General features: G+C 59.4%; 12 protein-coding genes. 8 read left to right on the plus strand and 4 right to left on the minus strand.

Going from position 1 to position 12,115, the window contains the following annotated elements; all coding sequences use genetic code 11:
- The first annotated feature begins 5 nt into the window (after positions 1 to 5).
- Positions 6 to 470, plus strand: a complete 465-nt coding sequence (locus ACK83U_RS22180; protein ID WP_015343397.1) for an Lrp/AsnC family transcriptional regulator — start codon at positions 6 to 8, stop codon at positions 468 to 470.
- A gap of 28 nt (positions 471 to 498) precedes the next feature.
- On the opposite strand, the gene ACK83U_RS22185 is transcribed toward ACK83U_RS22180, so the two are convergent.
- Entirely contained in the window at positions 499 to 2,295 is a 1,797-nt protein-coding gene (locus ACK83U_RS22185; RefSeq protein WP_412474999.1) for a PAS domain S-box protein, read from the minus strand.
- Between the two features lie 557 nt (positions 2,296 to 2,852).
- A complete protein-coding gene (locus ACK83U_RS22190; protein WP_112608804.1) occupies positions 2,853 to 3,902 on the minus strand; it encodes an ornithine cyclodeaminase in 1,050 nt (349 codons plus the stop codon).
- A 141-nt stretch (positions 3,903 to 4,043) separates the two neighbouring features.
- On the opposite strand from ACK83U_RS22190, the gene ACK83U_RS22195 reads away from it, so the two are divergent.
- Positions 4,044 to 4,481, plus strand: a complete 438-nt coding sequence (locus ACK83U_RS22195) for an Lrp/AsnC family transcriptional regulator (RefSeq protein WP_015343394.1) — start codon at positions 4,044 to 4,046, stop codon at positions 4,479 to 4,481.
- A 167-nt stretch (positions 4,482 to 4,648) separates the two neighbouring features.
- Here the strand turns inward: ACK83U_RS22195 and hutC are convergent, their stop codons facing one another.
- Entirely contained in the window at positions 4,649 to 5,404 is a 756-nt protein-coding gene (gene hutC / locus ACK83U_RS22200; protein ID WP_112399563.1) for a histidine utilization repressor, read from the minus strand.
- Positions 5,405 to 5,597: 193 nt separating this feature from the next.
- Here hutC and ACK83U_RS22205 point away from each other — a divergent pair, with 193 nt between their 5' ends.
- The 6 genes from ACK83U_RS22205 (at position 5,598) to solA (ending at position 11,429) form a co-directional block, all read left to right on the plus strand.
- The gene (locus ACK83U_RS22205; protein ID WP_112399562.1) at positions 5,598 to 6,437 is read left to right on the plus strand and encodes a transporter substrate-binding domain-containing protein; all 840 of its coding nucleotides are present in this window, start codon (positions 5,598 to 5,600) and stop codon (positions 6,435 to 6,437) included.
- A gap of 100 nt (positions 6,438 to 6,537) precedes the next feature.
- On the plus strand, positions 6,538 to 7,263 hold the full coding sequence (locus ACK83U_RS22210; RefSeq protein ID WP_041678241.1) for an ABC transporter permease: 726 nt from the start codon (positions 6,538 to 6,540) through the stop codon (positions 7,261 to 7,263).
- 10 nt (positions 7,264 to 7,273) lie between these two features.
- Entirely contained in the window at positions 7,274 to 7,978 is a 705-nt protein-coding gene (locus tag ACK83U_RS22215; RefSeq protein WP_112399561.1) for an ABC transporter permease, read from the plus strand.
- Positions 7,979 to 8,000: 22 nt separating this feature from the next.
- Positions 8,001 to 8,777, plus strand: coding sequence for an ABC transporter ATP-binding protein (locus ACK83U_RS22220; RefSeq protein ID WP_015343389.1), 777 nt, complete (start codon positions 8,001 to 8,003; stop codon positions 8,775 to 8,777).
- Positions 8,774 to 10,279, plus strand: coding sequence for an HAL/PAL/TAL family ammonia-lyase (locus tag ACK83U_RS22225; protein WP_112608806.1), 1,506 nt, complete (start codon positions 8,774 to 8,776; stop codon positions 10,277 to 10,279). Before ACK83U_RS22220 ends, ACK83U_RS22225 begins: the two co-directional genes overlap by 4 nt.
- A gap of 1 nt (position 10,280) precedes the next feature.
- Positions 10,281 to 11,429, plus strand: coding sequence for an N-methyl-L-tryptophan oxidase (gene solA / locus ACK83U_RS22230; RefSeq protein ID WP_112608808.1), 1,149 nt, complete (start codon positions 10,281 to 10,283; stop codon positions 11,427 to 11,429).
- Between the two features lie 20 nt (positions 11,430 to 11,449).
- Here solA and ACK83U_RS22235 read toward each other — a convergent pair whose 3' ends face one another.
- Positions 11,450 to 11,944: a cytochrome b gene (locus ACK83U_RS22235; RefSeq protein ID WP_112608810.1), complete on the minus strand. Its 495-nt coding sequence runs from the start codon at positions 11,942 to 11,944 to the stop codon at positions 11,450 to 11,452.
- Between the last annotated feature and the right edge of the window lie 171 nt (positions 11,945 to 12,115).

Here is a 12,115-nt window from a genome sequence, read left to right on the forward strand (position 1 = left end):
TCCACATGGCCGCTCTCGACGCCATCGACCGCAATATTCTCCGCCTGCTTCGACTTGATGCCCGTGTCAGCAATGCGAAGCTGGCAAGCGAAGTGGGACTATCGCCATCGGCCTGCCTGCGGCGCATCAAATTGATGGAGCAGGCCGGGGTAATCCGCGGTTACACGGCGCTGGTGGACACGTCGCAGGCGGAGGCATCGATCGCCGTCATCATCAACATCACACTCGAGCGGCAAACGGAGGAGCATCTCGATCGTTTCGAGGCGGCGGTGCGCAAACATCCCGAGATCAAGGAATGCTTTTTGATGACGGGCGGCTCCGACTATCTGCTGCGTGTCGAAGTCGCCAATCCCGGCGACTTCGAACGTATCCATAAGGATATCCTGTCGACCATGCCGGGAGTGCTGCGAATCCATTCGAGCTTCTCGATCCGCAACGTGCTTGCGACGCGGCCGAAGGGGCTGCGTTGAGCCGATGTCGGCTCGGCGCGGAAGGACCTTATTCCGCCGTTCCGCGATCCTGATCCCAGCCGATGCCGGCTGCAGCATCCACTTCGCAAATCAAGCCGCTCGGTTCGTAACTCATTCGGACCTTGCCGTTCAATTCTGCCGCCAGCAGACTTTCTATCAAGCGGGAGCCGAAACCCCTCCGGGTCGGAGGTGTTACGGTTGGTCCTCCCGCTTCCTGCCACCGCAACTTGAGGCGTTCGGCCCCGCCGCTTTCCAGCGACCAAGTAATGGCAATGCGTCCATCAGGCACCGAAAGCGCGCCATACTTGGCCGCATTCGTTGCGAGCTCATGCAGCGCGAGCGATATCGAAACAACAGCCCGCGGCGCAAGCTTGATGGCAGGGCCGGAAATTTCGAACCGGTCCTTCGGATAGGGCGACAATGCCTGGGCTATGATTTCAGTCAATTCGGCCTGCTCCCATTTGCCATGGATCAGCAAATCGTGAGCACGCGCCATTGAGGAGAGCCTTGCCTCGAAGGTCTCGACGGATGCCTTGTCGACGTCATCTCTTCCCAATGTCTGGCGTGCAATGGCCATGACGGTTGCGAGCACATTCTTGACACGATGATTGAGCTCGCCCACCAGCACCGTCTGCAGGCGCTCGGCCTCCTTCTTGGCGCTGATGTCATGAGCAGTCTTCGAAGCCCCCACGATCCTGCCATAGACGTCATAGATCGGCGAAACGCTGAGGAGAACATCGACAAGCTCGCCGTTCTTGTTGCGTCGCTTGGTTTCGTAAGGCTCTACCTTTTGGCCCGAACGGATCCGCGCCAGAATTGCCGGCTCTTCGTCACTGCGGTCCTCCGGAACGAGCATCATCACGGACTGACCGATGGCCTCTTCGGCCGATTGTCCATAAAGCCTTTCCGCACCGCTATTCCAGCTCGTGATGATCATATTGAGATCGATGCTGAGGATAGCGTCGTCCGATGAGGCGACAATAGCCGCCAGCTGCCGCTCTACCTCCTGTGCACGCTTGCGTTCACTGATATCGGTGACGATCGCGGCGGCCCGCTGGATGCGTCCCGAACTGTCTTTCAAGCCGGAAACGGAGTTTGCAACCCAGACGAGGCTACCATCCTTGCGAACATAGCGCTTTTCAATCTCGAAGCTTTCTCCCGTCGCCATCATCGTTTCGAACAGGCGGGTAGTCTCGTGCAAATCGTCAGCATAGGTGATGTCATAGGTCCGCATGCCGAGAAGCTCGTTCTCGGAGTAGCCCACAATTTCGCAGAAACGCTCATTCACCCGGACGAAACGGCCATCAAGTTCGTACTGGGCAAACCCTGTCGTCGATTGCGAGATGACGGCGCGAAACAGCTCTTCACTTTCACGCAGCGCCTGCTCCGTGCGAACCCGTTCCGTCGTTTCGTTGACGATGCAGAAGACACCGAGCGCCCGGCCGTCCGCATCACGGACGGGCGAATAGGAAATGTCGAAATAAACCGTTTCGGGATATCCGTAGCGCTCGATATAGAAGGGCCGGTCCTTGGCGACGACTGCCATGCCGTCATGAAGAACCGAGCGAAGAAGCGGTTCGAGGTCGCTCCAGAGTTCGGCCCAGTTTTCCCGCGCAGGCCGGCCGAGTGCGCGAGGATGCTTGTCGCCTATCGTCGGCGCATAGGCGTCGTTGTAAAGTGCAATAAAGTCCTCGCCCCAGAACATGACGATCTGAGCTTGGGCGGGGAGCATGATATCGACGGCAGCTTTAAGGCATGCGGGCCATTCCGACCTAGGCCCAAGACTAGTGGCTGCCCAATCGAAGCCGGAGATAAGGTCAGCCATTTCGTTCGGTTGTCTAGCCAGTTCGGGCACGATGTTCAGAATGCATCCTCTCGTTAGCGACTGCAGTTCGCAAGAATTGCCGGGTCTCCCCGATGCTTGCGAATTCATAGCATATTCTCCCTCACAAAGTGCAGGGAGAAAATTGCTGATTTCGATGTATTTTAAGTGAGATAAGTGAATGTCCGCTACGAATATCTGGGGCATTCAAAAGGGGGCGCCATAAGCTCTCGTCTTGGCTGGGCGTCAATTTGACGCTTGCTTCGAGTAGGCTACCAGAAATTCGGGAGTGCACGCGTTTCGGCACATTTTTTCACGAGCCAAGGCGCACAGTTTGTTGGGGATATGTGGCGGTTATCAGAGCACACACGGTTACGGCCAGCCAGCCGCTCCAGGGCGCGGTCGCTCGCCTGTCGTGGGCGAAGTCGCTTGCCAGCTGTTCCGCCACCTCTAAGCGCAGTCAATGGCGGGAGCGGATTGTATTGATCTGATGTCCCGGGATGAGCTTCCCTTTCAGTGCGGGAGATCAGATCATTTTCGCGCTCTTTCTTTGAGTTGCCTCAAGCTGCCCGTAGCAGCATGCCGAAGAGGTCGCGCGGATCGTCTGGATCGGCGATGATATCGAGCTTCTGGAAATAGTCCGTGCCGGCCAGCTTTTCGCGGACATAGCGCAGAGCGGAAAAATCCTCGATCGCGAAGCCGACGCTGTCGAAGAGCGTGATTTGCCCGCCGCTGCTCCGGCCCGGTGCCCGGCCGCTGACGACCTGCCAGAGTTCGGTGACCGGATAGTCCGCGCCCATCTGCTGGATTTCGCCTTCGATGCGGGTCTGCGGCGGATATTCGACAAAGGTGTCGGAGCGCAGCAGGATGTCGCGGTGGAGCTCCGTCTTGCCCGGGCAATCGCCACCAATGGCGTTGATGTGGACGCCGGCGCCGACCATATTGTCTGTCAGAATGGTCGCGAATTGCTTGTCGGCCGTGCACGTCGTGATGATATCGGCGCCTTCGATGGCAGCCTGAGCCGAGGTGCAGGGCACCAGACGCAGGCCTGTTCTGGCGAGATTGCGGACGGTCTTTTCGGTTGCTCTCGGATCAATGTCGTAGAGGCGGACTTCCTCGATGCCGAGGACCGCCTTCATCGCCAGCGCCTGGAATTCCGCCTGTGCGCCATTGCCGATCAGGGTGAGGCGGCGCGAATTGGCCGGCGCCAGATGTTTGGCCGCCATCGCCGAGGTGGCCGCCGTGCGCAGCGCCGTCAGCAGCGTCATTTCCGTCAGAAGCACCGGATATCCGGTCGAGACTTCTGCAAGCAGGCCGAAGGCGGTCACCGTCTGCAGTCCCTGCGCCATGTTCTTCGGATGGCCGTTGACATATTTGAAGCTGTAGACGGCGCCATCCGAGGTGGGCATCAACTCGATGACGCCGTCATGCGAATGGGAAGCGACGCGGGGCGTCTTGTCGAAGAGGTCCCAGCGGCGGAAATCCGCTTCGATAGCGTCCGTGAGTTCGATGAGCACGGTTTCGATGCCGATGTGATGGACGAGCCGCATCATGTTCTCGACGCTGACGAAGGGAATGAAAGCTCTTTCCGATGGGAGCGGTGCGGACATTCTCGTATCCTCGATAAAAATCATTTCCCTAGGGTATCAAGCGGATCGATTGACTGAAATCGCAAAACTGTGTCAGTTCTGGTATGAGTTTATACAAATTGCCCAGGATTTTTGACAGATTATACAAGATCAGGATCTGCGATGACGCTTGCCAAGTATATTCCCGATGATCTCGACCGGCGTATCATCGCTCATCTGCGTGCCGACGGGCGGGCTTCGCTCTCCAAACTGTCTGATGTTCTGGGCGTCGCGCGCGGCACGGTGCAGAACAGGCTGGATCGACTGATAGAAACCGGCACGCTGCTCGGCTTCACCGTAAGGGTCCGGGAAGACTATGAGGAGCAGACCGTGCATGCCGTCATGATGATCGAAGTCGTGGGGAAATCGACGACACAGGTCATCCGCAAGCTGCGAGGGCTTCCCGAAATCTATTCGCTGCATACAACGAACGGCAATTGGGATCTCGTCGCCAATATCCGCGCGACAAGCCTGTCGGACTTCGACCGGGTCTTGCGCGAAGTGCGGATGATCGACGGCGTCGCAAACAGCGAGACTAGCCTATTGCTGAGCAGTCTATGATAGCTCGCGTTCAAAGCCACTGATCGCGGGGAACGGTCTAGGTGGGCTCATTTGTGGAGTGCTTATTCCAGGCATCATAACTTGCCCGGCTCCATCGGGACTTAGCGAACCTCGTACACCCTTCAGCGCTATTTCAAAGCCCGCGAATGTCTATGTTCCATATACAACTAACGCTCGGATGGTTTGCCGCTTTGGCTCTCCAGCCGATAGCGATGTCCCGGATAAACCAGCCGCGCCGTGGACACGATGCCGCGCGCCGACCATGTGCGCCTCCAGATCGTCAGGCAGGGTTCGGTCTTCAGGATCGTCAGCAGCTTGCACTCCCAGGCTTGCGGCATGACGGCTTCGACGACATGTTCCGAGCCGCTGAGTGGGGCAACGGCCGAAAGGTAGGCATTCGGTGTCATGTCGGTAAAATCCTGCTGCAGGTAATCGGGCGCGGCGTCCGGATGGACATGCCGGTCCTCGATTTGTACCGGCACGCCGTTCTCGCTATGCACGATCAGCGAATGAAAAGCCGGCGATCCGATGTCGAGTTCCAGCGCATCGGCTACGTCGGGCGAGGCAGCCTCCTGGGCTAGTACGATTACGCTTGCTTGATGGGAATGACCGCGTTCGGCGATCTCCTCGGCGATGTTGCGGACCTCGAAGAGGGCGGAGGCTCCCTTGCGCTCGGCGACGAAGGAGCCGACGCCCTGGATGCGGACGAGCTCGCCTTCATTGGCTAGTTCTCGCAGCGCACGATTGGCCGTCATCTTACTGACGCCAAGCTCGACCACCAATTCGTTTTCGGAGGGAACGCGATATTTCGGCGGCCACTCACCGCTATGAATGCGATCGAGTATCATCTGCTTGACGCCGGCATAGAGAGGTGCGGTATCATTTTCCGCCAGTTCGCGTTTCATCTCGCCGGAACGCTTCATTGCCTATTCCCTTTGCACCGCGTGAATCTGCCTCGAAAACAACTTTCCTACTTGCATATCATAAATTATCTCATATGGTACCCTATACAACCTCGCAATCAATCCTAAAAATTAATTGGGAAAGCGGGCAAGCCGGCGAAGATCGGTAGGAAGTGCTGCAAAGCCTGTTTCAACCTCAGAGGAGCTCAACACAATGAAATTCAGTGCATTTCTCTTGTCAGGCGTCGTAGCTGCCGCCGTTTTCGCCGCGCCTGCATTCGCCAAGGACTGGAAGACGGCAACGATCACCCTGGAAGGTGCCTACGCGCCGTGGAACATGACGAACGCCGACGGCACGCTCGGCGGGTTCGAGCCGGAGCTTGCCAAGGTTCTGTGCGAACGAGCCAAGATCGATTGCAAGCTCGTTGCTTCCGACTGGGACGGCATGATCCCGGCGCTGAACGCCGGCAAGTTCGACGTCATCATGGATGCTCTGTCGATCACCGACGAGCGCAAGCAGGTCATCGGCTTCACCATTCCTTACGCCGCGACGCCCGCTGCTTTTGCGACCGCCAAGGACAGCCCGCTTGCCAATGCCGCCGGCACCGGCACCACGATCAAGATGACCCCCGGTCAGACCGGCGTCAAAGAAATCGACGTGTTGAAGGAAGCCTTCAAGGGCAAGACGATCGGCATCCAGGCTGCAACCGTCTATGCCAAGTTCGTCTATGACAATTTCGGTTCGATCGCCACGATCCGCGAATACAAGACCGGCGCCGACCGCGATCTCGATCTGCAGAACGGCCGTATCGATCTCGGCTTCGATGACGCCGTCTACTTCGCGAACGCCTTTGCCAGCGCCAATGATTCGCTCGCCTTCACCGGCCCGGAAATCGCCGGCTCCATCTGGGGTGAGGGCGAAGGCCTCGGCATCCGCCAAGCCGATACTGATCTGCGCGACAAGTTCAATGAGGCAATCAAGTCCGCGCTTGCCGACGGTACAATCAAGACCCTGTCGATGAAGTGGTTCAAGGTCGACGTCAGCCCGAATTGATGAGCGCGGCCTTGGGTCGTTTTCATCGGTCTCCGGCTTTGCGGCCGGAGACCATATGATATCCTGACGCCTGAAACTGCCACGGACGGGGATTGGATCTATGGCAAGCTTGCAATTGCTGGGCTTCGGCTCGAACGGATGGGGCGCGCTGCTGCTTGTTGCCGCCTTGATGACGCTTGCCGTCACGGCAACCGCCTTGGCCATCGGCGCCGTTCTGGGCGCGGTTATAGCCTTCGCGAAACTCTCCGGAAGCCTGGTGCTGAAGACGCTCGGCAATATCTACACGACAGTCTTTCGCGGCGTTCCTGAGCTTCTGATCATCTATCTGATCTATTTCGGCGGCTCGTCGGCGGTAACGTCGATCGGCAAATGGCTGGGCTATGAAGGCTTTCTCGGTCTGCCGTCCTTTGCCGCGGGTGCTCTTGCCGTCGGCATCATTTCCGGCGCCTATCAGGCCGAGGTGTTCCGCGGCGCCTATCTTGCCATTTCCAAGGGCGAGCTTGAGGCCGCGTCTGCCATAGGCATGCATCGCGGCCTGCGCCTGCGCCGCATCATCATTCCGCAAGTCTTCCGCTTTGCCATTCCCGGGCTCGGCAATGTCTGGCAGCTCAGCCTCAAGGATTCCGCTTTGATTTCGGTGACCGGCCTTGCGGAGCTGATGCGCACCAGCCAGGTTGCAGCCGGCTCTACCCGTCAATATTTCCTCTTCTTCATCGCCGGCGGCATTCTCTATCTGGTCCTGACCAGTCTGTCGGACCGCATCTTCAACAAGGCCGAACGTCACGCCAATCGCAGCATGCCGGCTGCGACGATTGGCCAGGCTTGAGGAGGACGGCATGGATTTCGTTTTTCTTTCGAGCACGATGGTCACGCTGCTGAAGGCGGTGCCGATGACGCTGCTGCTCTTCTCCCTGTCGATCCTCTGTGGCGGCCTTCTCGCTCTCGTCATCGTTGCCATGCGCGTCAGCGGCAATCCGATCCTCTCCGGGTTCGCCAAGGGCTACATTTTCGTGTTTCGCGGCTCGCCGCTGTTGATCCAGATGTTCCTGGTCTTCTATGGCTTGGCGCAATTCTCCATCATCCGCTATTCGTTCCTCTGGCCGTTCCTGCGCGAGCCCGTCGTTTGCGCGATCCTGTCGCTGGCGCTTTGCACTGCCGGCTATTCGGCCGAGATCTTTCGCGGCGGCATCCGCGCCGTTTCGCCGAAGGAGATCGAAGCCGCGCGTTCGATCGGCATGTCCGGCTTGCTGCTCGTGCGCCGTATCATAGCGCCGATCGCCTTTAGGCATGCGCTGCCGGCCTATTCGACCGAGATCGTGCTGATGATGAAGTCGACGGCGCTCGCGAGCCTCGTCACGGTCTGGGAGGTTACGGGCGTCGCTCAGCGGCTGATTTCGCAGACCTACCGCACGATGGAAGTCTTCATCTGTGCCGCGATCATCTATCTCGTGCTGAATTTCATCATTCTGCAGGCCATGGCCCTGCTGGAATATTCTCTGTCCCGCCATCGCCGCGCGATACCGCCGGCGCTGAAGGCCTAAAGCTTACTGGAGCAGGCAAATCATGCCAGGTGTCACCCGACTTTCCGTCCGCAACATCCGCAAGAGCTTCGGTACTCATGAAGTCTTGCGCGGCATTTCCCTCGATGCTCAGGATGGCGATGTGATTTCGCTGCTCGGCGCTTCCGGCTCGGGCAAATCGACTTTCCTTCGCTGTATCAACCTCCTCGAAATCGCCACGGATGGCGAGATCTGGGTGGATGGCGAGCAGATTCGCATGATCCATAAGAATGGCAAGAGCTACCCAGCGAGCCACAAGCAGGTGGATCATATCCGCTCCGAACTCGGCATGGTCTTCCAGAGCTTCAATCTCTGGTCCCACATGACGATCCTGCAGAATGTCATCGAAGGGCCAGTGCATGTTCTGAAGCGCTCACGCTCGGAATGCATTGCCGAGGCCGAAGCGCTTCTGGAGAAGGTCGGCATTGCCGACAAGCGTCATGCCTATCCCGCGCATCTCTCCGGCGGCCAGCAGCAGCGCGCGGCAATTGCCCGTGCGTTGGCCATGAAGCCGAAGGTTATGCTGTTCGACGAGCCGACCTCGGCGCTCGATCCGGAACTCGTCGGCGAAGTGCTGCGCGTCATGCGCGCCCTTGCCGAGGAAGGCATGACCATGCTGGTCGTCACCCACGAGATGAGCTTCGCCCGCAATGTCTCCAACCGCGTCGTCTTCATGAAGGAAGGGCTTGTCGAAAGCACCGGCACGCCGGATGAGATGTTCGGCGGCGGCGCCTCGCCGGCCTTTCGCCAGTTCATCGGTCATTTCGGAAACGGACAATGACCGTTACGATCGATAGGCCGCTATCCTGGCGCGACGTCGCCCGCGTCGGTGCCGGTGAACCCTTGTCTCTTTCCGATGCTGCCTGGGAGCGCGTTGCTCATGCAAGCCGCATCGTCGAGCGTATCGTGGAAACGGGCGTGCGCGCCTATGGCGTCAATACCGGCGTCGGCGCGCTTTCCGATACGGTGGTCGATCGCGATTCACAGAGCCGGCTGTCGCGCAATATCATCCTCAGCCACGCCTGCGGCGTCGGTCCGCTTCTGCCAGCCCGCGAGGTGCGCTCGATCATCGCGGCGCAGATCGCCAATTTCGCCCACGGCCATTCCGGTGTGCGGCCAGAGATCGTCAGGCATCTGGCCGCGTTTCTCGAACATGACTGCATTCCGGAAGTCCCGTCCAAAGGTTCAGCCGGCTATCTCACGCACAATGCCCATACCGCGCTCGTCCTGATCGGCGAGGGCAGGGCTGTCGTGAAAGGCAAGTCGATGAGCGGTGCCGAGGCGCTCGCGGCAATCGGCTTGAGTCCCTTGGTGCTTGGCGCCAAAGAGGGCTTGAGCCTCGTCAATGGCACGGCCTGCGCCACGGGATTGTCGGCGCTTGCCGTCTCCCGTGCTGAGCACCTGCTCGATTGGGCCGATGCCATCGCCGCGCTGACCTTGGAAGCCGTTGGCTGCCAGATGGCGGCTTTTGATGATAAGGTACTGGCGCTGCGCCCATCGGCTGGCATCGCCAAGGTCGGGCGCAGCTTGCGCAATCGCCTGCATGGCAGCGGTCTCGTTGCGGCCGCCGTCGGCCGGCGGACGCAAGATGCGCTGAGCCTGAGGTCGGTCCCCCACGCCCACGGCGCGGCCTGGGATGTCTTCGAGCAGGCGGCTGATATCGTCGATCAGGAACTCGCCTCGGTCACGGATAATCCGGCTGTTTCAGGCACGCCGGAGCAGCCGGTTGTCTCTTCCGAGGCGCATGCTGTGGCGCCCGCTCTTGGGCAGGCAGCCGATAGTCTGGCAATCGCGGTTGCACAGATCGCCGCGATGAGCGAACGCCGGACGGATCGCCTCGTCAATCCGCTGGTCAGCGGCCTGCCGCCGTTTCTTGCGAGCGACGCTGGCAGCCATTCCGGTTTCATGATCGCGCAATACACTGCAGCGGCGCTGAGCAACGACAACCGGCGGCTCGCCGCACCGGCATCGCTCGATGGCGGCCTGACCTCCGGTCTCCAGGAAGACTTTCTCGCCCATCCGACTGCGGCGGCCAACAAGCTCCTCGCCATCCTCGACAATGCCGAATATATCCTGGCGATCGAGCTGATGGCGGCGGCGCAGGCACATGATTTCCTCGTTTCGAAGGGTACCAGAGCGCCAGGAACGGAGCGTATCCACGCAGCTGTCCGTTCATGCGTGCCCGTTTATGGCGACGATCGTCCCTTGAATGCGGATATGGAAGCCTTGCGGGCCATGATCGCCAAGACCGCGCCGCCTGCGGAAAACCAAACTGGAGCATGAGATGACTGCGGAATTTGACGTTGCCGTCGTCGGCCTCGGCGCGATGGGAAGTGCCGCCTTGTCTTTCGCCGCGGCGCGCGGTGCAAAGGCGATCGGGATCGAGGCGCATTTCCCCGCTCATTCCCTCAGCTCCTCGCATGGCGACAGCCGCCTGATCCGCCTCGGCTACTTCGAAGATCCGTCCTATGTTCCCTTGCTGAAGCGTGCCTATCAAAACTGGCGCTCGCTGGAGGCAAGGCTGCGGGCCGAAATCCTGACGGTGACAGGTGTCCTGCAGATCGGCACGCCCGACAGCAAGATCGTCAGCGGCACGCGCGCTTCCTGCGACATGCACAACCTGCCGCATGAAATACTCGATCGCGACGCCATGAAACGCCGCTTTCCGGCGTTTGAGCTGGAGAAAGGCGAGATCGGCGTGCTTGACCCGCAGGGTGGCTATGTGCGCCCGGAAGCGGCGATCATGGGCTATTTGAAGCTTGCGGCTGAAGACGGTGCCGTCCTGCATTTCGGCGAGCGCGTCATCGCGATCGAGCCAGACGATACGGGCGTGACCGTCGTTTCCTCAACTGGGCGATATCGCGCCCGCAAGGTGATCGTCGCAACCGGCGCGTGGATTGCCGAGCTTGTGCCACAGCTGAAGGCGCATGCCCAGCCTATCCGGCAGGTGGTTGCCTGGTATCAGCCGAGGGATGGCTTCGTTGCCGAACCGCAACGCATGCCATGCTTCCTGCGCGATGAAGGAGCGGAAGGTTCCTATTTCGGCTTCCCGGCCATCGGGGTCGATGGTGTGAAGATCGGCCGCCATGCGCATTTCCGTGAGCCGATTGACCCGACCCTTCCCAATCCGCCGGTGAACGATACCGACACCGATCTGCTCGACAATTTTGCTCGCAAGCGGCTACCGAATGCAGCCTCATTTCGCGGGCGCGCGACCACCTGCCGCTATACCATGCTGCCGAGCGAGGATTTTCTCATCGATAGGGTGCCCGGACAGCCGAATGTGGTTGTCTCGTCGGCCTGTTCCGGCCATGGCTTCAAGTTTACGAGCGTGATCGGCGAGATCCTGGCGGATCTCGCGCTTGAAGGGGGCAGTGCGTTGCCGACTGACCTCTTCTCTTTCAAAAGGCACTTTGGCGGTAAAGCGGCATAGATCGCCGCGGGTTCGGCATTCTAGCCGACCGTCATGCGGCGCAGCACGTTCGATCTGAAATAGAAGTGCTGAACGAGCGCGCCGAATATATGAAGGACGACGACTGTCCACAGGACCGCCTTGATCGGGCCGCCATGCAGGAAAGCGGCCGTGTCGACGCCGAGATAATAGGCCGCCATTCCCGAGAGCGGCATCGCGAAAATCAATGCGTAAAGCAGGACATGCGTCACGCTGGCGACGTAATGCACAATCACGGGCTGGCCGTCCGGCATTGCGGGAGCTTCCGATGAAAATTTGAGTACGAGACGCACGATGGCGAGCAGCAGTATGGCAATGCCGGCATAGGCGTGAATATTGGCGCTGGAGATGTCGGCTGGCGTCGGCACCTGGCCATGACGAATAAGACGCCGCCATGCATTCATCCCATCCGGAAACAAGAGATTGAAGAAGATCAGCAGCGCCATGAGCCAATGAAGGACGCGTTGCGGAACGGAATAGGCGGATCTTGCAGACATCGTGCCTCCTTAGATTGGAATTATTCTAAAGGTAGGACATGATTCTAACGGGAACCTGAACGTGCCTCCCGCAATGAAGTTTCATTACCTGTTGACATAAAGCCGGGGTTCGATCTCTTTCATTGCTTCCAGGCTCGGGCATCGAAGCCAGCCGCTGCGATCCCGCATAAG

This window comes from Rhizobium sp. WW22 (assembly GCF_047041135.1).
Lineage (GTDB): Bacteria > Pseudomonadota > Alphaproteobacteria > Rhizobiales > Rhizobiaceae > Rhizobium.

What these genes read in the sequence shown, in the direction of transcription:
- ACK83U_RS22225 (WP_112608806.1), top strand. Translation starts at nt 8,774, where the DNA reads ATGACCGTTACGATCGATAGGCCGCTATCCTGGCGCGACGTCGCCCGC.
- hutC (WP_112399563.1), bottom strand. Translation starts at nt 5,404, where the DNA reads ATGAAGCGTTCCGGCGAGATGAAACGCGAACTGGCGGAAAATGATACC.
- ACK83U_RS22210 (WP_041678241.1), top strand. Translation starts at nt 6,538, where the DNA reads ATGGCAAGCTTGCAATTGCTGGGCTTCGGCTCGAACGGATGGGGCGCG.
- ACK83U_RS22235 (WP_112608810.1), bottom strand. Translation starts at nt 11,944, where the DNA reads ATGTCTGCAAGATCCGCCTATTCCGTTCCGCAACGCGTCCTTCATTGG.
- ACK83U_RS22205 (WP_112399562.1), top strand. Translation starts at nt 5,598, where the DNA reads ATGAAATTCAGTGCATTTCTCTTGTCAGGCGTCGTAGCTGCCGCCGTT.
- ACK83U_RS22185 (WP_412474999.1), bottom strand. Translation starts at nt 2,295, where the DNA reads ATGGCTGACCTTATCTCCGGCTTCGATTGGGCAGCCACTAGTCTTGGG.
- ACK83U_RS22220 (WP_015343389.1), top strand. Translation starts at nt 8,001, where the DNA reads ATGCCAGGTGTCACCCGACTTTCCGTCCGCAACATCCGCAAGAGCTTC.
- ACK83U_RS22190 (WP_112608804.1), bottom strand. Translation starts at nt 3,902, where the DNA reads ATGTCCGCACCGCTCCCATCGGAAAGAGCTTTCATTCCCTTCGTCAGC.
- ACK83U_RS22180 (WP_015343397.1), top strand. Translation starts at nt 6, where the DNA reads ATGGCCGCTCTCGACGCCATCGACCGCAATATTCTCCGCCTGCTTCGA.
- ACK83U_RS22215 (WP_112399561.1), top strand. Translation starts at nt 7,274, where the DNA reads ATGGATTTCGTTTTTCTTTCGAGCACGATGGTCACGCTGCTGAAGGCG.
- solA (WP_112608808.1), top strand. Translation starts at nt 10,281, where the DNA reads ATGACTGCGGAATTTGACGTTGCCGTCGTCGGCCTCGGCGCGATGGGA.
- ACK83U_RS22195 (WP_015343394.1), top strand. Translation starts at nt 4,044, where the DNA reads ATGACGCTTGCCAAGTATATTCCCGATGATCTCGACCGGCGTATCATC.